The sequence below is a fragment of the Chloroflexota bacterium genome, assembly GCA_026706485.1.
Classification (GTDB): Bacteria; Chloroflexota; UBA11872; order UBA11872; family UBA11872; genus JAJECS01.
The window spans coordinates 240179-259833 of the sequence record JAPOYR010000013.1 but is presented as its reverse complement, the minus strand read 5'-3'; the positions used below and the strand labels follow the sequence as shown (position 1 = coordinate 259833).

Below are 19655 nucleotides of genomic sequence, written 5' to 3'. Positions count from 1 at the left end.
CGGACCGGTGATTCACCACTCTGCGACTCGCGGGCATGGATAATGCCTGGGCCGAAGGCATGGGGCCCGAGGGCCACGGCTCAGGAAAACACCGAGGAGAACCGATAGGCATGACCGAAGCCGAACCTCGTGAATCGGAGACGCCGGACGACCAGGCGCCGCGGGTCGACGACGACGATCGTCCGACCATTCGCGTGACCGATCGCCGGGCAGCCTCGGGCGCCGCGGACCAGCCGCCGGCCGAATCCGGCTCGTCCGAGACGCCGGCCGACGATGCGCCCGATCTCGAGCGGCGACATCGGGACGTGCTCAATCGACTCACGCGGGTGCAGGCCGACTTCGCCAACTACCGGCGGCGCACCGAGGCCGACGCCCGGGAACGCGCCCTTTTCGCCAACATGGCGATCGCGTTCGACATCCTGCGGGTGATCGACGGCTTCGAACGCGCGTTCCAGACGCTGCCGGGCGAGCTGCGGTTGCTGAGCTGGGTGGACGGCATTGCGCTGACCCAGGCTCAACTGCTGGGCGTGCTGGAGGCACACGGCGTCACGCCCATCGAGTGCAAACGCGGCGACCCCATCGACACCGCGATTCACGAGGTGGTGATTTCGGACGAGGGCGACGGTCCGATGGTGGTGGCCGAGCAGCTGCAGCGCGGTTACCGCATGCAGGATCGGGTGTTGCGTCCGACGCTCGTCAAATCGGCGCCGGCGGCCAGCCTGGAGTCGGAACCGGAGACGACGGCCGCGGGTGACGCCACGCCGGCCGGCGACGGCGCGGGCTGACGGCGAACGGTGGCGCGCCAGTGAGCAGCAAGCCCGACTACTACGACGTGCTGGGGGTGAGTCGAAACGCCTCCGAAGCCGAGATTCGCCGGGCCTTCCGCAAGCTGGCGCGGGAATACCACCCGGACGTCAGCAAGGCGTCTGACGCCGACGCCAAGTTCAAGCAGATCAACGAGGCCTACGAGGTGTTGCGCGACGCGGAGAAGCGGCAGATGTATGACCGATTCGGACACGCCGACGCGCGCGGCGGATTCGGGGCCGGCGTCGACGACTTTGCCGGCGTGGGCGACATTTTCGACGCGTTCTTCGGGCGCGGCACCACGCGCGCCCGACGAACGGAGCAGCGTGGGGCCGATCTCCGCGCCGTCGTGACGATGGACTTCATCGAATCGGTCTTTGGCGCGACGAAGGTAGTCGACTACCAGCGTCACGAGCCGTGCGGCGCCTGTGGGGGCGATGGCGCCGAGCCGGGCACCAAGCCGTCAACCTGCCGGATGTGCCAAGGCGCGGGCCAGGTGCAACGGACCCAACAATCGCTCTTCGGACAGTTCGTGAACGTCGCGACCTGCCCGCGCTGCCACGGCGAGGGGCGCGAAATCACGGAGCCGTGCTCCGGATGCCGCGGCACCGGGCTGGAACGCCGGGCCATGAGCCGGGAAATCGAGATTCCCGCGGGGTTGGCGCCTGGTACCGAATTGCGTCTCTCGGGCGCCGGCGATCACGGGCGCAATCGCGGCACTCCCGGAGATCTCTACGTGGCCATCGAGGTGGAGCCCCATCCGCAGCTCGAGCGCGAGGGCGACGACATCGTGAGCGATCTCGCGCTCAACATCGCCGAAGCCGCCCTTGGGACCACGGTGGAGGTTCCGACCGTCGACGGCGAGGAAACCGTGACGGTGCCTGGGGGGACACAACCCGGCACGGTGCTCAAGCTGCGCGGTCGCGGCGTGCCTCGATATCGCGGGTCGGGGCGGGGCGATCAGCGCATCACGGTCAAGGTGGTGGTTCCCAAGAAGCTGTCGTCGGACCAGCGGGCGGTGTTGGAACAGCTGCGAGACTCGCTGCCCGCCGGTCGCGACGCCGACGGCCGAAGCTTCGTCGAGAAGGCACGCGCCGCATTTCGGTGAGCCAGCGCTGGCTCGAGATCACGGTTCATACCGATCCCGCCGACGCCGACGACGTGCGCATGGAGCTTTCCCGCTGGGTCGGATCGGCGCTGGCGGTCGAGCAGTCGCCGGATGACGCGCAGGAGCAGATGACCCTGCGGGCGTACATCGCCGACGGTCCGGCATGCCAATCGACGCGTGAGGCGATCGAGCGCGCGCTGTGGCACCTGGGCGCCACCGGCGCCTCGACCCTGCGCACGCCGCAAATCCGGTGGGTGCGGCCCGAGGAATACTTGAACGAATGGCGCGCGTTCTACCGCCCATTCCCGATCGGACGCAGTTTCGTGATCGCGCCTTCGTGGACGGACGCGCCGGCCGGCGACCGCCGAGTGATTCGGCTCGATCCCGGCATGGCGTTCGGCACCGGGCTGCATCCGACCACGCAACTCGCGGTGGAGGCCCTGGAGGGAGCGATTGCCCCCGGGCACGACGTCATCGACGTCGGCACGGGCTCGGGCGTCCTGGCCATCGTTGCGGCGCTGCGCGGCGCGCGGCGCGTGCGCGCCGTTGACACCGACGCGGATGCGGTGCGGACGGCGCGGGCGAACGTGGCGCAGAACGCTTGTGACGATCGGGTGTCGGTGACGCACGGACGGCTGCCGCTCCGCGAATCCGATCCCGCCGATATCTTGGTGGCCAACATCGTGGCGGATACGCACCTGCGCAGTCTCGACCACTACCGCGCCGCCGTGCGCCGCGACGGCCGCGTGATTCTGGGGGGCATCACGGCGACCAGAGGCGCCGAGATGCGGGCGGCGGCGGCCGACCATGGATTGCGTGTCGAGAGCGTCTTGCGCCGGGATGGGTGGGAATGCCTTAACCTCGGCATGCCGCCGGCGGGAGACCTATAGATAGAGAGCTTCGGGCGGTTCGCGAACCGCTCGTACTCGTGGGCCAACAGGTTTACCGACGGGTGGATTCCCGCCTCTGCGGGAATGACGGATAGGTCATGCCGGAGTCGCTACCACTGGGAGCCGCACCATGACGGCAAGTTGGACAGGTTCGGAAGACGCGGTTGCCGACTGCTTGTTCTGCAAGATTGCGGCGGGCGCCATTCCGTCGGATCAGGTCTATGAGGACGACGCGGTGTTCGCGTTTCGCGACATCGCGCCCCAGGCCCCGGTCCACGTTCTGGTCGTGCCGCGTCGACACGTGTCGAGTCTCGACGGATTGCGGGACGATCCCGACCTGGCGGGACGCCTGCTCACGGCCGCCGCGAACGTGGCGCGGCTGGAGGGCGTGCATGCGACCGGGTACCGGGTGGCCGTGAATCACGGACGCCATGGGGCGCAGACCGTGGGCCACGTGCACCTGCACGTGCTCGGTGGCCGGCAGCTTGAAGGGGAGCTTGGGTAGGCGGGCGGTGACCTGCGGGAAGGAGTCCCGATCTCTGCCTTCTGAGAGCTTTGCGGAATCCGGCGAAGCTTGCGGATGACAGGGAAATCCTATCCGCCCCGAGATTCAATGAGGGGTGGATTCCCGCCTTCGCGGGAATGACGAAGGACTACGCAGAGTTCTCCATTCGCGGGACTGGCGGACTTGAAGCGGCCCGCCACCCGGGTCGCACGACTGTTGAAGGCATGCTAAGCTCGAAAGGTCGTGCGGGGATTTTGCGCCCAGCTTGAGCTAGGGCGAATCGAATAGGTCTATCACCCAGGCGGTTTTCGGGCCGCTCTGGGTGTTTTGTGCTGCCTTCAGAAAATTCCCAATTCGGGGTGTTGGATTTGCAACTGACAAGGCGAGGCCATTAGCGGACGTTTGGCGATTGCGTCTGATGGGACGTGGATGTCGACCCTGCACCGCGAGCGTGCACCAAGGCCCGGCGCGCGCTTGCTCGTCTTGCAACAGGGCCGGCGGGATTCACGACGGTATTTGTCCGGCACGTTTGCCGGACCTGAGAAGCTGAGGCTCCATGGCTAACAACGGTGCGGCATCGCAGGTAGAGGCCCGGTACTACGGCAAGGCTCGGAGTCTGATCGACCCACCGAACCTCATCGATCTGCAAGTCGAGTCCTTCAACCGGTTCAAAGAGGAATACCTGCGGGAGTTGTTCGCCGAGATTTCACCGATTCAGGACTTCACCGGGCGCAACCTCGAGTTGCACTTCGAGGTGCCGGACGAGCCGTTCGACAAGCCGGCCTATTCCGAAGAGCAGTGCCGCGAGGCCGACCGCACCTATCAGGCGCCGCTGCGCGTCAAGGCGCGGCTGCACAACAAGCAAACCGACGAGATTAAGGAGATGACGGTCTACATGGGCGACTTCCCGCTCATGACCAGCCAGGGCACGTTTATCTACAACGGCGCGGAGCGAGTGGTCGTGAGCCAGCTCGTGCGCTCGCCGGGCGTGTACTTCTCGGCGGAAGACGACCCGGCCACCGGGCGGCGTCGGTTTGGCGCCAAGCTGATCCCGAAGCGCGGCGCCTGGCTCGAATTCGAAACCGCGAGCCAAAACCTGATCGGGGTGAAGATCGACCGCAAGCGACGCATTCCGGTGACCACGTTCCTGCGCGCGATCTCGTCGGAGTGGGGCGCGGACGACGTGCTGCTGGACCTCTTCGAGGATATTGACACGGACCCGGATCACCAGTTCATCCGGTCCACCATCGGCGATGCCACCACGCGGCGCGATTCCGCGCTGAGCCACGAAGACGGCCTCATCGAGCTGTACCACCGGCTGCGACCGGGAGACCCGGCGACGGTGGACAATGCCCGCGCGCTGATCGAGCAGACGTTTTTCACCATTCGCCGCTATGACCTTGGCCCGGTTGGGCGATACAAACTGAACAAGCGGCTCAACGCCGATCCCGACGACGAAACGCGCACGCTGCGGCCGGAGGATTTGCTCGCGATCGTGCGGGAGATCGTCCGTCTCAACGTGGTGCAGGGACAGCCCGACCATATCGACCACCTCGGCAACCGGCGCGTCCGCGCGGTCGGCGAGTTGCTGGCCGAACAGTTCCGGATCGGGCTGCTGCGGATGGAGCGCGTGATCAAGGAACGGATGAGCATTCAGGACGCCGCCGAGGCCACGCCGTCCGGGCTCATCAACACCCGGCCCGTGACCGCCGCGATCAAGGAGTTCTTCGGCGGCAGCCAGTTGTCACAGTTCATGGACCAGGCCAATCCGCTGGCCGAGCTGGGACACAAGCGTCGCCTGAGCGCCATGGGACCGGGCGGACTCTCGCGCGAGCGCGCCGGATTCGATGTCCGGGACGTTCACTACAGCCACTACGGCCGCGTGTGTCCGATCGAAACGCCGGAGGGTCCGAGCATCGGCTTGATCAACACCCTGGCCACGTTCGCCAAGGTGAATCCCTATGGGTTCATCGAAACGCCGTACCGCCGAGTAGCCCACAGCGTGCCGGCGTCAGAAGCGGCGGCGCTTGCCGGCCGAATCGCCACTCAAGCAATTCACGCACCGGACGGGGGCGACGTGCTCGTAGCCGCCGGCGCGGAGATTACGCCCGCGGCGGCCGACACCCTGGCCGCCGCGAACGGCGACGCCGAGATCCCGGTGCGCCCGTGGGTTACGGATGAGATCGAATACATGACCGCGGACGCCGAGGAGCAGTTCACGATTGCCCAGGCCAACGCGGCGTTGAAGCCGAACGGCGAGTTTGCAGCGGACCGCGTGTCCGTGCGCCACGGGGCGCAGATCCACGAGTCGCCTGTGACCGAGGTCGAATTCATCGACGCCTCGCCACAGCAGATCGTGAGCGTGCCGGCGGCCATGATTCCGTTCCTGGAACACGACGACGCCAACCGCGCCTTGATGGGGGCCAACATGCAGCGGCAGGCCGTGCCGCTGATCACGCCCGAAGCGCCGCTGGTGGCCACGGGCATGGAGACACGCGCCGCGCGCGACTCCGGGCACATGGTGAACGCCGCCGCGGACGGCACCGTCAGTGCGGTCACCGCCCGCGAGATCGTGGTGGAGCATCCGGACCAGGGCGAGCACACCTATCGGCTGCGCAAGTTCGAGCGCTCGAATACGGCCACGTGCATCAGCCAGCGGCCGGTGGTGCGGGTCGGCGACCAGGTGGAGGCCGGCCAGGTGATCGCCGAGAGCATGGCGACGAGCGACACCATGCTGTCGCTCGGCCAGAACATCCTGGTGGCCTTCATGTTCTGGGAGGGCGGGAACTACGAGGACGCGATCGTCGTCAGCGAGCGCCTGGTGAAGGACGATGTGTTCACCTCGATCCACATCGAGCAGTACGAGGTCGAGGCGCGCGATACCAAGCTGGGACCCGAGGAGATCACGCGGGACATTCCCAATCAGAGCGAGGAAGGCCTGCGCAACCTCGACGACACCGGCGTGGTCTACGTGGGGGCTGAAGTCGGGCCGGACGACATCCTGGTCGGCAAGATCACCCCGAAGGGCGAGACCGAGCTCAGCGGCGAGGACCGCCTACTGCGCGCAATCTTCGGCCGCGACGCGCGTGAAGTGAAGGACACCTCGAAGCACCTGCCGACCGGAGAGTCCGGACGGGTGATCGATGTGAAGCGCTTCACCGCCGCCGACGCCGCCGATCTGCAAGCCGGCGTGACCGAGATGGTGCGGGTGAGCGTGGCGTCCAAGCGCAAGCTGATGGTCGGCGACAAGATGGCGGGGCGTCACGGCAACAAGGGCGTCGTCTCCATGATCCTGCCGCAGGAAGACATGCCGCATCTCGAGGACGGCACTCCCATCGACCTCATCCTCAACCCGCTGGGGGTGGCCTCGCGGATGAACGTGGGGCAGTCGCTGGAGACGCATCTGGGCCGGGCGGCGGCCAAGATGGACTTCCGGGCGATCACGCCGGTCTTCGACAGCGCCGACGAGGCCGACATCATCGCCGCGCTCGCCGAGGCCGACCTGCCCGAACACGGCAAGGCGCGGCTGATCGACGGTCGCACGGGCGAGCCATTCGACCAGGAGGTCGTCGTCGGCGTGATCTACATGATGAAGCTCGGACACATGGTGGACGACAAGATTCACGCCCGGTCGACGGGCCCGTACTCGCTGATCACGCAGCAGCCGCTCGGCGGCAAGGCGCAAATGGGCGGCCAGCGTTTCGGCGAAATGGAGGTGTGGGCGCTCGAAGCCTACGGCGCCGCCCACACGCTGCAGGAAATGCTCACCGTGAAATCCGACGACATCCTCGGTCGCGTCAAGACTTATGAGGCGATCGTGAAGGGCGAAACCATCCTGGAACCCGGAATCCCCGAGTCTTTCCGCGTGCTCGTCAAGGAGCTGCAGAGCCTCGGGGTGGCGGTGGACATTCTCGACGAATACGAAGAAGAGGTTCCGCTGGTGGTCGAGCACACGCATGACATGTTGCCGGACCTGGACGGCATCAACATTCAGGGCCGTGAATACCGGCTGTAGGAGGCAAAACGAGCGTGCTTGAGGTCAACAAGTTCAACGCAATCCGAATCCGCCTCGCATCGCCGGAGCAAGTTCGGTCGTGGTCGTACGGCGAGGTCATCAAGCCGGAGACCATCAACTATCGAACGCTCAAGCCGGAGCGCGACGGATTGTTCTGCGAGCGCATCTTCGGTCCGACCAAGGACTGGGAGTGCTCGTGCGGCAAGTACAAAAAGATCCGCTATCGCGGGATCATCTGCGACAAGTGCGGCGTCGAGGTCACCCGTTCGCGCGTGCGGCGCGAGCGCATGGGCCACATCGAGCTCGCCGCCCCCGTGACCCATATCTGGTTCCTGAAAGGTACGCCGAGCCGGATTGGGCAGATCCTGGACATCACGCCGCGCGATCTGGAGAAGATCGTCTACTTCGCGTCCTTCATCGTCACGGAGTTCGACGAAGCCGAGCGCGACGCGGCCTTGGGTCGCATCGATGACGACCTGGCGGCGCGCGAGGCGGAGATCCAGGCCGAGATGGCGCAGCAAGCAGAGGATCTGGAGGCCGAGACGGCCGAGCAGATTGCGAAGCTGGACGAGCAGTTGGAAGGCGAAGTCGCCCGGCTCCGCGAAGAAGCCGAGACCACAGTTGCGCGGCTTACGCCGGTCGCCGAGAGCGGCAGCGATGCCGAGGAAGAGATCCGGCTGAGTTGGCTCGACGAGCCGATCATCGCCGCCGGTGACGCCATCAACGCCGAGTCGCTAGCAGCCATCGAGGCGGCAGCCGAGACGGCCGTCGCCTCGGCGAACGAGCGGTTTGGCGCCACTAAGCTGGCGCGGCGGCGTGAGGCCGACCAGGAAGCCATGGGCCTGGAGGAGGAGCGCGCGTCGCAGATCGCGGGCACGCGCGAGTTCTACCAGCAGCGCGCGGACGATCTGACGACGCTCGAGCTGCACCAGCTCCTGAGCGAGCCGCGCTACCAGCAGCTGAGCCACACCTGTGGCGAGGTCTTCGGCGCCGGCATCGGGGCCGAGGCCGTGGTTGAGTTGATTGGCAACGTCGATCTCGACGCCCTGGCGGCCGAACTGCGCGAGGAAATCGAGTCGCCATCGATCCAGCGGCGCAAGAAGGCGACCAAGCGACTGAAGGTCGTCGAGGCGTTTCGCCGCTCGGGCAATCGCCCTGAGTGGATGATCCTGTCGGTGCTGCCCGTGCTGCCGCCGGACATCCGGCCCATGGTGCAGCTCGATGGCGGCAGGTTCGCGACCAGCGACCTGAACGACCTCTACCGTCGCGTGATCAACCGCAACAACCGGCTCAAGCGGCTGGTGGAGCTCGGCGCGCCCGAAATCATCGTGCGCAACGAGAAGCGGATGCTCCAAGAGGCGGTGGATGCGCTGATCGACAACGGCCGGCGCGGTCGCGCCGTCACCGGTTCGTCCAATCATCCCTACAAGTCGCTGAGCGACCAGCTCCGCGGCAAGCAAGGGCGCTTCCGCCAGAACCTGCTGGGCAAGCGGGTGGATTACTCAGGCCGCTCGGTGATCGTGGTTGGCCCGCACCTGAAGCTGAACCAGTGCGGCCTACCCACCAAGATGGCGCTGGAGCTCTTCAAGCCATTCGTGATGCGCAAGCTGGTGGACTACGGGCATGCCAGCAACATCAAGAGCGCGAAGCGCATGGTCGAGCACCCCGAGCCCGTGGTGTGGGATGCGCTCGCGGAAGTCACGCAGGACCACCCGGTGCTGTTGAACCGCGCGCCAACGCTGCACCGGCTGGGCATCCAGGCGTTCGACATCGTGCTGGTGACCGGCAGCGCGATTCAGATCCATCCGCTCGTGTGCACGGCCTTCAACGCCGACTTCGACGGCGACCAGATGGCGGTGCACGTGCCGCTGAGCCGGGCTGCGCAGGACGAAGCGCGCTACATCATGAAGAGCACGCTCAACGTGCTGTCGCCGGCGGACGGCGCGCCGATCATCGCGCCGACCAAGGACATGGCGCTTGGCGCCTACTACCTGACGGAGATGGTTGAAGGCGCGTTGGGCGAAGGCCGAACGTTCGCCGATTTCGGCGACGCCTTGCTGGCGTTCGAGCACGGCGCGGTGCATCTGCACGCCAAGATCAATCTGCGGGTGACGTCGCAGGACTTTCCGGTGCCGGAGGACCAGCCGCCGTCGCCGGCGTTCATCGAGACGACGATTGGGCGAATCATTTTCAACATCGCGCTGCCGCGCGATCTGCGATTCGTCAACGAGCGGCTCGACAAGGGCGGGCTGCGTCGCGTGTTGGCCGGGGCCTTCTTCTCCAGCGGCATCGAGGCGACCGCCGAGGTTGCCGACCGGGTGAAGGACATTGGCATGTATTGGGCCACGCGCTCGGGCGTGACGATGGGCGTGTTCGATCTGGAAATCCCGGCCGTGAAGGACAACGTGCTCGCAGGCGCCGATGCGGATGTGGCGGAGATCGAGCGCAGCTTCAAGGACGGATTCATCACGGACCGCGAGCGGTACAAGCTGACGGTTCAAAAGTGGACCGAGGCCACCGAGAAGGTGACGGCCGCGGTGCCCCTGGACCTCGACCCGCACGGACCCGTCTACATGATGGGCAACTCCGGCGCCGCCAAGGGGAACTTCGATCAGATCCGCCAAGTTTCCGGCATGCGCGGCCTCATGTCCGACCCGACCGGCAAGATTTACGAGGTGCCCGTGCGCGGGAATTTCCGCGAGGGCCTGACCGTGCTGGAGTACTTCATTTCAACTCACGGCGCGCGCAAGGGCTTGGCCGACACGGCCCTGCGAACCGCCGACAGCGGCTATCTCACCCGGCGCCTCGTCGACGTGGCGCAGGACGTGATCGTGATGGGCGAGGACTGCGGGGCAACGGAAGGCGACCACATCGTCACGGCCGACCCCGAGCAGGTTGAAGGCTCGGTGGGCGATCGCGCCTTTGGTCGCTTCACCCTGGCGCCGGTGGTCCATCCCGAAACCGGGGAGATCATCGTGCCGGCCGACGTGATGGTCGACCGACATCTCAGCCGAGCGATCGACGATGCGGACGTGGGCGAAGTCTTCGCCCGCTCGGTGATGCACTGCCGCAACGCGCGCGGCGTCTGCCAGCGGTGCTACGGCATGGACTTAGCCCGCCACGAGTTGGTGGAGGAGGGCGCCGCCGTCGGCATCATCGCCGCCCAATCCATGGGCGAGCCGGCGACGCAGCTCACCATGCGCACTTTCCACCTGGGCGGGGTGGTCATGGGCACGGACATCACGGACCGCGTGCAGGGGCTGCCGCGGGTCGAGGAACTCTTCGAGGCCCGTGTCCCGAAGGGCGTGGCCCAGATGAGCGCGCTCGACGGCACGGCCGAGATCATCGAAGAAGAGGATCGCAAGGTGATTCGCGTCGTCTCGGCGCATATCCACGAGCAGGTGTATGAGCTCGCCGACGACTTCGTGCCCATCGTGGAGGACGGCGACGAGGTTGCCAAGGACGCGACCCTCGCCCTGCCGCGCGAGCAGGCGGAGGACTTGCTGGCCCGCAAGGCCAAGAGCAAGTCGAAGACGATCAGCAAGCGGGCGCTGGCCAGCGTCGCGGGCGCGGGCCCTCGGGCCACGAACGACGGCGTCGTCAGCGTGCGGGACGGAGAAATCGTCCTGCGGTCGCAGACCGAGGATACCGATGAATATCCGGTATCGCCGGCGGCAGAGCTGCAAGTTCGCAGCGGACAGCTCGTGTCCAAGGGACAGCAGCTCACCGCGGGTCCCCTGAACCCCCAGGACATCTTGCGCCTGCGCGGCCGCGAGGCGTTGCAGCGCTACGTGGTGCAGCAGGTCCAGTCGGTCTATCGCATCGTAGGCGTGGCCGTGAACGACAAGCACATCGAGGTGATCGTGCGGCAGATGCTGCGGCGCGTGCACATCGAGATGCCCGGCGACACCGACATGCTGCCCGGCACCCTGATCGATCGGCACGTGTTCGATGAGGCCAACGAGCACGCCATCGCCGAGGACCGTCGACCGGCGACCGCTCGCCCGGTGCTGCTCGGCGTCACCAAGGCGTCGCTCAACAATGAGAGTTTCCTGGCCGCGGCATCGTTCCAGGACACGACGCGGGTGCTGACCGAGGCTGTCGTGGAGGGCAAGACCGATCATCTCCACGGCCTGAAGGAAAACGTGATCATCGGCAAGCTGATTCCGGCCGGCACCGGCTGGAAGCGGTATCACGAAGGCACGTTGATCACGGCCAGCGAAGGCGAGGCCGAATCACTGCTGACCGATGATGGTGAGGGCGAGGGCGTGCTGGCGGCGGTCGGATCCGGCGCCGAGGCGGCTGACGACGGCGAGGGCCGGGCGATCGACAGCCTGATGCAGGCCCTGGCCGGTGAAAGCGACGACGACCGGACGCTTCTTGCCGGAATTCCTGAGCGGCCCAGCGCCGCGGCCGATCAGTTCTCGGCGTTCCTCAGCTCGGGCTCCGACGAGCCGATCGAGGAGGCCAACGTTCAGGACGTGCCCTTGTCGGAGGCCGAAAACGGCGACGCGGACGTTGACGCGGACGAGTCGCAGTGATAGCGTGCGGGGCGGGCGCCGAAGTGCGTCCTGTTTTGTTGTGCCCCTAATTCGACAGACCTTGGTGGTCGCGTGCCAACGATAAACCAGCTTGTTCGCAAGGGTCGGCGCAAGTCACGTCGCAAAGTGACGGCGCCTGCGCTGCACTTCGCCTATAACGGGCTGCGGCGGCGCATGGTGCGCACGCGCGGGGCGCCCCAAAAGCGCGGCGTGTGCACGCTGGTGCGCACCGTCACGCCGCGCAAGCCGAACTCGGCGCTGCGGAAGGTGGCGCGGGTCCGGTTGTCGAACGGGATGGAGGTCACGGCCTACATTCCGGGCGAAGGCCACCAACTCCAGGAGCACTCGGTCGTCCTGATTCGCGGCGGACGCGTCAAGGATCTGCCCGGCGTGCGCTATCACGTCGTACGAGGACCTCTGGATGCCACGGGCGTCGAGAATCGCAAGCAAGGGCGGTCGAAGTACGGCACCAGGCGCGGCGCCTAGGGTCAGCGCTCCCGTGGAGCAATCGTTGGCACGGCATCGCCTACGGCTGACTGGAACCCGCGGCCACCCCCACTAACCAGGAGATTCAACAGCATGCCTCGCCGGAAGCGCCCCGAGCGGCGAATCACCGCACCCGATCCGAAATACAACAACCGGACGGTGGAGCGCTTTATCAACAAGCTGATGCGCCATGGCTACAAGGCCAAGGCGCAGGCAATCGTCTACGGCGCCTTCGACCTCGTCGAGGAGCGGAGCGGGACGCCGGCGCTCGACGCCTTCGAAGAGGCTATTCGCAACGTCATGCCACAGATCGAGGTCAAGCCGCGCCGGGTTGGCGGCGCGACGTATCAGGTGCCGGTCGAGATCCGCGGCGACCGGCGATACTCCCTGGCCGTGCGCTGGCTCATCAGCTCGGCTCGGGCGCGAGGCGGCCGCTCGATGCGCGAGCGCCTGGCCTTTGAGCTTCTCGATGCGGCTTCCGGGCAGGGCGGAGCGGTGCGCCGCCGTGAAGAGATGCATCGCATGGCCGAGGCGAATCGCGCATTCGCCATCTACGCGTTTTAGCCCGAGCCCGAAGCACCATGTCCGAATCTGACATCGCGCAAACTCGCAACATCGGCATCATCGCCCACATCGATGCCGGCAAGACCACCACCACCGAGCGCATCCTCTTCTACACGGGGCGCATCCATCGCATCGGCGTCATCGACGACGGCACGACCCAAATGGACTGGATGGCCCAGGAGCGCGAGCGCGGCATCACCATCGTCGCGGCGGCCACGACCTGCTATTGGCAGGACCGGCGCATCAACATCATCGACACGCCCGGACACGTGGATTTCACGGCCGAGGTCGAGCGTTCGCTGCGCGTCCTCGATGGCGGGCTGGTGGTTTTCGACGCCGTGCACGGCGTGGAGCCGCAGTCCGAGACCGTCTGGCGCCAGGCCGACAAGTACGACGTGCCGCGCGTGGCCTTCATCAACAAGATGGATCGCGTGGGGGCCGACCCCGACGCGGCGGTCCGCTCGATCCGCGAGCGGCTGGGGGCGAATCCGGTTCCGGTGCAACTTCCCATCGGCCGCGAGCAGGAGTTTCAGGGCGTGGTCGATCTCATCGAGATGCAGGCCATCGTGTGGCCCAGCGATGCTGTGGCCCAGCCCTCGGTCGAGGACATTCCGGACGATTTGGCCGAAGTGGCGGTCGTGGCGCGGATGCAACTGCTCGAAGCTCTGAGCGAGTTCGACGATCACATCGCCGAGCTCTACCTGAACGACGAAGACGTCGACGCCGGGGCGATGGTCGCCGCGCTGCGGCGCGGAACCATTGAGTCGCTGCTGGTGCCGGTGCTGTTTGGCAGCGCGTTGCGCAACCGGGGCATTGAGCCGGTGCTCGACGCCGTGGTGCGCTACCTGCCCTCGCCGCTGGACGTGCCGCCGGTTCGCGGCATGGATCCCAAGACCGACGAAACACTCGAGCGGGGGGCATCGGAAGACGCGCCGTTCGCGGCGCTGGCATTCAAGATGGTGGCGGACCCGCATTCGGGCAAGCTGGCGTACTTTCGGGTCTACTCGGGGCGGATCGAGCCCGGCACGACCGTTCTGAACGTTGGGACGGGCAAGCGGCAACGCCTGAGCCGGGTGCTCCGCATGCATGCCGACAAGCGCGAGGAGATCAAGGATCCCATCGTGCCCGGCGATATCGTCGCCGCCGTTGGCATGCGCGACGTGAGCACCGGCGACACGCTGGCCGACCCGGCGCATCCCGTGCTGCTGGAATCGATTACGTTCCCCGACCCGGTCGTGACGATCGCCATCGAGCCCAAGAGCCGCGCGGATCAAGACCGCATCATCACGGCGCTGGGCAAGCTCGGCGACGAGGACCCGACCTTCCAGGTGCGAAGCGACGAGGAAACGGGCCAGACGCTGATCGCCGGCATGGGCGAGCTGCACCTCGAAGTGATCGTGGACCGCCTGTTGCGCGAGTTTCGCGTCGGCGCCAACGTGGGCCGCCCACAGGTGGCCTATCGCGAACGCCCCTTGCGGGCCGTGCAGGCGCCGGGCCGATTCATCCGCCAGACCGGCGGGCGCGGGCAGTACGGCCACGTGGTCGTCGAGCTCGAGCCGCTGGAGCCGGGCGCGGGCGTCGAGATCGAGACGCGAATCGTGGGCGGCGCAATTCCGGTCAGCTTCCTGCCGGCCGCGGAGCGCGGGGCGCGTCGCGCGCTGAGTGGGGGACTGCAGGGATTCCCGGTCATCGACGTGCGCATCCGCATCGTCGACGGCTCGTTCCACGAGGTGGACTCATCCGAGCTCGCCTTTGAAATCGCCGGAGCGTGGGCGGTGGAAGAGGCCCTGCGACGATCGGGAACCGCAGTCCTCGAGCCCGTGATGGCCGTCGATGTCGTGATTCCCGACGAATACGTGGGTGACGTGCTGGCGGGCCTGCTGTCCAAGCGGGGCGACGTCCAGGGGACCGAGCCGAGGGGCGGGTCGAGCGTGATTCGCGCGGAAGTACCGCTGGCCACAATGTTTGGGTACGCTAGTGCGTTACGCTCGGCCACTCAGGGCCGGGGTACGTTTTCGATGGAGTTTTCACACTACGCCGTCCGGCCGGGGGCCGGGACGGGACAGGAAGTTCTCACGGGAGTCTAGGCGCGGGGCCGCATGGCCGGCGCATCAGGAGCACGGAGCGAATGGGACGAGTCAAGTTCGAACGCACGAAGCCGCACGTCAATGTCGGCACCATCGGCCATGTCGACCATGGCAAGACCACGCTCACGGCAGCCATCACGAAAGTGCTGTCGCTGAAGGGCCTGGCGCAGTTTGAGGCGTTCGACGCCATCGACAAGGCCCCTGAGGAACGCGAGCGAGGCATCACGATTTCGATCGCTCACGTGGAGTACGAAAGCGATAGCCGGCACTACGCGCACATCGACGCGCCGGGCCACCGCGACTACATCAAGAACATGATCACCGGCGCAGCGCAGATGGACGGCGCCATCCTGGTCGTGAGCGCACCCGACGGCCCCATGCCGCAGACCTTCGAACACGTGCTGCTGGCACGACAGGTCGAAGTGGGCGCGATCGTCGTCTACCTCAACAAGGTCGACATGGTGGACGACGAGGAGCTGCTGGAGCTGGTGGAGCTTGAGCTGCGAGACCTCCTGAACAAGTATGAGTTTCCGGGCGACGACGTGCCGATCGTCCGCGGTAGCGCTCTGCATGCGCTGGAGTCGGAGAGCACAGATGCGGACTCGCCGGAGTTCGCGCCGATTCTCGAGTTGGTCGACACGATCGACACCTACTTCGAGGAGCCGCAGCGTCCGGTCGACGAGCCGTTCCTGATGCCCATCGAGGATGTCTTCGGCATCAAGGGGCGTGGAACGGTGGTGACGGGACGCGTCGAGCGTGGCGTGATCACGCCGGGCGAGGAAGTGGACATCGTCGGAATGCGCGACCTGGTGGACCGCCGGGTGTGCACGGGCGTCGAGATGTTTCGCAAGACCCTCGACTCGGGCGTGGCGGGCGACAACGTCGGCTGCCTGCTCCGAGGGATCGAGCGGCACGAGGTCGAGCGCGGCATGGTGCTGGCCGCTCCCGGCTCCATCACGCCGCACACGGAGTTCATGGCGAACGTCTACGTCTTGACCAAGGACGAGGGCGGCCGTCACACCCCCTTCTTCAACGGCTATCGCCCGCAGTTCTACATCCACACCACCGACGTGACCGGTGAGGTCAACCTGCCGGAAGGCACGGAGATGTGCGTGCCCGGCGACAACATTGAGATGACGGTGAAGCTCGGCGCCCCGGTGGCCCTCGAAGACGGCGTTCACTTTGCCATTCGCGAAGGCGGCGTGACGGTTGGCGCCGGCGTCGTGACCAAGATCGTCAACTAGCTGCAATGGCCGAGGCACGCGCACCCGCCGACACTCCGGCCGAACCGTCGGCCGGGCGGCCCGCCAGTGGGCGCGCCCGGCGCCAGGCCCCGCGACAGCGGATTCGCATTCGCCTCAAGGCCTACGATCACAAGGTGCTGGACGACGCCGCCCGACGCATTATCGAGGCGGCGGATCGCACCGGGGCGGACGTGCGGGGCCCGATTCCGCTTCCCACGCAGAAGAAGAAGTGGACGGTGATCCGATCGCCGTTCATCGACAAGGATTCGCGTGAGCAGTTCGAGATGCGCACCCATAAGCGGCTTATCGACGTGATCGACCCGACGCAGCAGACGATGGACGAGCTGCTGCGCCTGCAGCTTGCGGCCGGCGTCGACATCGAGCTGAAGTCCTAGCGGCATGGTCACCGGAATCCTTGGGCGCAAGCTCGGCATGACCCAGCGCTTCGACGACGCTGGCCGCGCATTCGGCGTGACGCTGATTGAAGCCGGACCGTGCACGGTGACCGACGTGCGGACGGTGGAGCGCGATGGCTATATCGCGCTGCAACTGGGTTTCGACGAGACCCGCGATTCACGGCTGTCACGCGCGGAGCGGGGACACCTGCAGGACGCGCCGGCCTACCGCGTGCTGCGCGAGTTTCGCCTCGACCGCGCGCCCGACCTCGACGTAGGCGCCGAAGTGCGGGCCGACGTGTTCGCGCCCGGCGACCTGGTTGACGTGACGGGCATCTCGAAAGGCAAAGGCTTTGCGGGGGTCGTGCGGCGTCACAACTTTCGCGGCGGGCCGCGCACGCATGGCCAGTCCGACCGGGAGCGCGCCCCTGGATCCGTGGGCGCGGGCACCACGCCGAGCCGCGTGTTCAAAGGCATGCGCATGGCCGGCCGGATGGGCGGCAAGCGCGTGACGGCCAAGCGCCTGCGCGTGGAGCACGTGGACGCGGAAAAGAACTACATCGTTTTGCGCGGCGCCGTGCCCGGCCCGCGCCAGGGGATTCTCGCGGTCCGACCGACGTCGCGACATGGGAGCCGGGATTGATGGCTGCCAAGGACGTGGCGCCGATCGCGCCGGTCGAAACGGATCTATTCGGCGAGCCCGGAGCGCGGGACGAGTTGCTGCGCCGGGCGGCCGTGGTCGGCGCGCAGCGCCGTCGGCAAAGCACGAGCAGCACGCAGACGCGTGGTGAGGTCACGGCGAGCGCGCAAAAGCTCTACCGCCAGAAGGGCGTGGGACGCGCGCGCGCCGGCAGCGCGTCCGCCGGACAACGGCGGGGCGGCGCCGTCACGTTTGGCCCCCGTCCACGCACCGTTCGGCGCCGGCTCAGTCGTCGCGAGCGGCGCGAGGCGCTGCGCAGCTTGCTGGCGCAAAAGGCACAGGCCGACCGCGTGCATCGCGTCGAGGCCTGGGGAGATTCGCCCAAGACCAAGGAACGCGCGGCCTGGCTGGCGGACGCTGGGCTGGCCGGACGTTTGCTGCTGCTCGATACCGAACCGCCCGACGCGCTCCGGCGATCCTCACGCAACATTCCGGGCGTGACGGTGGAGCGCGCCGATGCCGTGGGGTTCATGGATATCGCCGCGGCCGACCACGTCGTGGCGACCGACGCCGCGCTCGACATCCTGCGGGGAGTCCACAGTGGCTGATCCCGGGGACGTCGTGATTCGACCGGTGGTGACGGAAAAGTCGACCACGCTCGTGGAGGATCGCAAGTACGTGTTCGAGGTGCATCCCACGGCGTCCAAGCACATGATTCGGGAAGCCGTTGAGGCCCTGTTCCGCGTGGACGTTACCAACGTGAACGTGATGAATCTCCGCGGCAAGCCGCGGCGGTTTGGGCGGTTCACCGGCCACCGATCCTCCAAGCGCAAGGCCATCGTGACCCTCGCCGAGGGGCACGCCATCGACATCTATCCGGGAACCTAGGCATGGGACTTCGCACCTACAATCCGACTTCTCCGGGGCGCCGGGGCTACGTGTCGGTCGATCACGAGGAAGTGACCGAGTCCAAGCCGCACAAGCCGCTGCTGCGACCGCTGACCGAGAGAGCCGGACGCAACAACCAGGGGCGCATTACGGTGCGTCACCGCGGCGGCGGCGCCAAGCGGCGCTACCGCGTGATTGACTGGCGCCGCAACAAGCCGGGTGTGCCCGCAACCGTCACGAGCATCGAATACGACCCCAATCGCTCGGCCCACCTCGCGTTGCTGGTGTATGCCGACGGCGAGAAACGCTACATCCTGGCGCCGCAGGGCCTGCGGGTTGGCTCCGAGGTCGTCTCGGGACCAAAGGCCGAGCCTCGCGTGGGCAACGCAATGCGCTTGGCGGATATGCCCGCGGGAACCGAGGTGCACGCCGTCGAGCTGGTGCCCGGTGGCGGCGCCAAGCTGATTCGCAGCGCCGGCATGGGCGGACAGCTGATGGCCAAGGATCGCGGTCTGGCCACGCTGCGGCTACCGTCGGGCGAAATGCGGCAGGTCCCGCTGGCCGGAATGGCCACCGTGGGCCGCGTTGGGAACCAAGATCACAGCAATCAATCGGCCGGAAAGGCCGGGCGCATTCGCTGGCGCCGCCGCCGGCCGCAGGTGCGCGGCTCGGCCATGACGCCGCGCGACCATCCCCACGGCGGCGGCGAGGGGAAGGCCCCGGTGGGACTCCCCGGTCCGAAGACGCCGTGGGGCAAGCCGGCCCAAGGGCGACGGACCCGCCTCGGGCGGCGCCGCAGCGATCGCTATATCATTCGACGCCGCAGGAGATAGCGCAGCATGTCACGAAGTTCCAAAAAAGGCTGGTACATCGACCCCAAGCTGGAGAAGCGCGTGGCCGAGGCCAGCCGCAGTCGGCAGAAGCAGGTCATTCGCACCTGGAGCCGGGCAAGCGTGATCCATCCGGAAATGGTTGGGCTCACCATCGCCGTGCATGACGGTCGACGCCACGTGCCCGTGTACGTCACGGAGAACATGGTGGGCCATCGCCTCGGTGAATTCGCGCCCACTCGCACCTATCGCAGCCACAGCCAGGCCGGGTCGCGCGCGGCGGCGGCGGCGGCGCAGCAGCAGGGAGCACGCTAGGCGCATGCAAGTGTGGGCAACGGCCAAGTACGTTCGCATGGCTCCGCGACGCGGGCGTCTCGTGGCCAACGAGGTTCGGGGATTGCGCCCGGAGGTCGCCCTGGCGACGCTGGCGCACCTGCCGCAACGCGCGGCGTTCGAAATTGCCAAGGTGCTGAAGTCGGCCTTGGCCAATGCCGAGCACAATTACGGCCTGGAGCGCGAAAGCCTGGTCGTGCGGGACGTGCGCATCGATCAAGGGCCCTCGCTGAAACGCTATCGCGCGAAAGCTCGCGGGCGCCCGGGGTTCTATCGGAAGCGGTCCGCCCACATCACCGTCGTCGTGGACGACGAAAGCGAATAA

General features: G+C 66.9%; 17 protein-coding genes. All 17 read left to right on the top strand.

Going from position 1 to position 19655, the window contains the following annotated elements:
• Window positions 1-110 precede the first annotated feature (110 nt).
• The 17 genes from OXG79_14770 to rplV all read left to right on the top strand — a co-directional run bounded on the left by OXG79_14770 (window position 111) and on the right by rplV (window position 19655).
• Window positions 111-785 (top strand): nucleotide exchange factor GrpE, encoded by a 675-nt coding sequence (locus tag OXG79_14770; protein ID MCY3785028.1) that lies wholly within the window; start codon window positions 111-113, stop codon window positions 783-785.
• 20 nt (window positions 786-805) lie between these two features.
• Window positions 806-1912: a molecular chaperone DnaJ gene (gene dnaJ, locus OXG79_14765; GenBank protein MCY3785027.1), complete on the top strand. Its 1107-nt coding sequence runs from the start codon at window positions 806-808 to the stop codon at window positions 1910-1912.
• Window positions 1909-2802 carry a 50S ribosomal protein L11 methyltransferase gene (locus tag OXG79_14760; protein ID MCY3785026.1) on the top strand — a complete coding sequence of 298 codons (894 nt, stop codon included), beginning with the start codon at window positions 1909-1911 and terminating at the stop codon, window positions 2800-2802. The genes dnaJ and OXG79_14760 overlap by 4 nt, the downstream gene beginning before the upstream one ends.
• Window positions 2803-2932: 130 nt before the next feature.
• Window positions 2933-3307 carry a histidine triad nucleotide-binding protein gene (locus OXG79_14755; GenBank protein MCY3785025.1) on the top strand — a complete coding sequence of 125 codons (375 nt, stop codon included), beginning with the start codon at window positions 2933-2935 and terminating at the stop codon, window positions 3305-3307.
• Window positions 3308-3863: 556 nt separating this feature from the next.
• Complete coding sequence (locus OXG79_14750; protein ID MCY3785024.1) at window positions 3864-7322, top strand: DNA-directed RNA polymerase subunit beta; 3459 nt, start codon at window positions 3864-3866, stop codon at window positions 7320-7322.
• Between the two features lie 14 nt (window positions 7323-7336).
• Window positions 7337-11863 (top strand): DNA-directed RNA polymerase subunit beta', encoded by a 4527-nt coding sequence (gene rpoC, locus OXG79_14745; protein MCY3785023.1) that lies wholly within the window; start codon window positions 7337-7339, stop codon window positions 11861-11863.
• A gap of 72 nt (window positions 11864-11935) precedes the next feature.
• Entirely contained in the window at window positions 11936-12349 is a 414-nt protein-coding gene (gene rpsL, locus OXG79_14740; protein ID MCY3785022.1) for a 30S ribosomal protein S12, read from the top strand.
• 93 nt (window positions 12350-12442) lie between these two features.
• Window positions 12443-12913 (top strand): 30S ribosomal protein S7, encoded by a 471-nt coding sequence (gene rpsG, locus OXG79_14735; GenBank protein ID MCY3785021.1) that lies wholly within the window; start codon window positions 12443-12445, stop codon window positions 12911-12913.
• Between the two features lie 17 nt (window positions 12914-12930).
• Window positions 12931-15000, top strand: a complete 2070-nt coding sequence (fusA, locus tag OXG79_14730; GenBank protein ID MCY3785020.1) for an elongation factor G — start codon at window positions 12931-12933, stop codon at window positions 14998-15000.
• A gap of 41 nt (window positions 15001-15041) precedes the next feature.
• Window positions 15042-16244: an elongation factor Tu gene (gene tuf, locus OXG79_14725; protein MCY3785019.1), complete on the top strand. Its 1203-nt coding sequence runs from the start codon at window positions 15042-15044 to the stop codon at window positions 16242-16244.
• Window positions 16245-16345: 101 nt separating this feature from the next.
• Window positions 16346-16639, top strand: coding sequence for a 30S ribosomal protein S10 (rpsJ, locus tag OXG79_14720; protein MCY3785018.1), 294 nt, complete (start codon window positions 16346-16348; stop codon window positions 16637-16639).
• 4 nt (window positions 16640-16643) lie between these two features.
• Window positions 16644-17282, top strand: coding sequence for a 50S ribosomal protein L3 (gene rplC / locus OXG79_14715; GenBank protein ID MCY3785017.1), 639 nt, complete (start codon window positions 16644-16646; stop codon window positions 17280-17282).
• Window positions 17282-17887, top strand: coding sequence for a 50S ribosomal protein L4 (gene rplD / locus OXG79_14710; GenBank protein ID MCY3785016.1), 606 nt, complete (start codon window positions 17282-17284; stop codon window positions 17885-17887). Before rplC ends, rplD begins: the two co-directional genes overlap by 1 nt.
• Window positions 17880-18167, top strand: coding sequence for a 50S ribosomal protein L23 (gene rplW / locus OXG79_14705; protein MCY3785015.1), 288 nt, complete (start codon window positions 17880-17882; stop codon window positions 18165-18167). The genes rplD and rplW overlap by 8 nt, the downstream gene beginning before the upstream one ends.
• A gap of 2 nt (window positions 18168-18169) precedes the next feature.
• Window positions 18170-19000, top strand: a complete 831-nt coding sequence (gene rplB, locus OXG79_14700) for a 50S ribosomal protein L2 (protein MCY3785014.1) — start codon at window positions 18170-18172, stop codon at window positions 18998-19000.
• Window positions 19001-19006: 6 nt separating this feature from the next.
• Window positions 19007-19312: a 30S ribosomal protein S19 gene (gene rpsS / locus OXG79_14695; GenBank protein MCY3785013.1), complete on the top strand. Its 306-nt coding sequence runs from the start codon at window positions 19007-19009 to the stop codon at window positions 19310-19312.
• Between the two features lie 4 nt (window positions 19313-19316).
• Window positions 19317-19655: a 50S ribosomal protein L22 gene (gene rplV, locus OXG79_14690; GenBank protein ID MCY3785012.1), complete on the top strand. Its 339-nt coding sequence runs from the start codon at window positions 19317-19319 to the stop codon at window positions 19653-19655.

Excerpts from the sequence above, each read along its gene's own strand:
- OXG79_14770 (MCY3785028.1), top strand. The coding sequence starts at position 111 with ATGACCGAAGCCGAACCTCGTGAATCGGAGACGCCGGACGACCAGGCG.
- OXG79_14755 (MCY3785025.1), top strand. The coding sequence starts at position 2,933 with ATGACGGCAAGTTGGACAGGTTCGGAAGACGCGGTTGCCGACTGCTTG.
- OXG79_14750 (MCY3785024.1), top strand. The coding sequence starts at position 3,864 with ATGGCTAACAACGGTGCGGCATCGCAGGTAGAGGCCCGGTACTACGGC.
- rpsG (MCY3785021.1), top strand. The coding sequence starts at position 12,443 with ATGCCTCGCCGGAAGCGCCCCGAGCGGCGAATCACCGCACCCGATCCG.
- fusA (MCY3785020.1), top strand. The coding sequence starts at position 12,931 with ATGTCCGAATCTGACATCGCGCAAACTCGCAACATCGGCATCATCGCC.
- tuf (MCY3785019.1), top strand. The coding sequence starts at position 15,042 with ATGGGACGAGTCAAGTTCGAACGCACGAAGCCGCACGTCAATGTCGGC.
- rplC (MCY3785017.1), top strand. The coding sequence starts at position 16,644 with ATGGTCACCGGAATCCTTGGGCGCAAGCTCGGCATGACCCAGCGCTTC.
- rplD (MCY3785016.1), top strand. The coding sequence starts at position 17,282 with ATGGCTGCCAAGGACGTGGCGCCGATCGCGCCGGTCGAAACGGATCTA.
- rplB (MCY3785014.1), top strand. The coding sequence starts at position 18,170 with ATGGGACTTCGCACCTACAATCCGACTTCTCCGGGGCGCCGGGGCTAC.
- rpsS (MCY3785013.1), top strand. The coding sequence starts at position 19,007 with ATGTCACGAAGTTCCAAAAAAGGCTGGTACATCGACCCCAAGCTGGAG.
- rplV (MCY3785012.1), top strand. The coding sequence starts at position 19,317 with ATGCAAGTGTGGGCAACGGCCAAGTACGTTCGCATGGCTCCGCGACGC.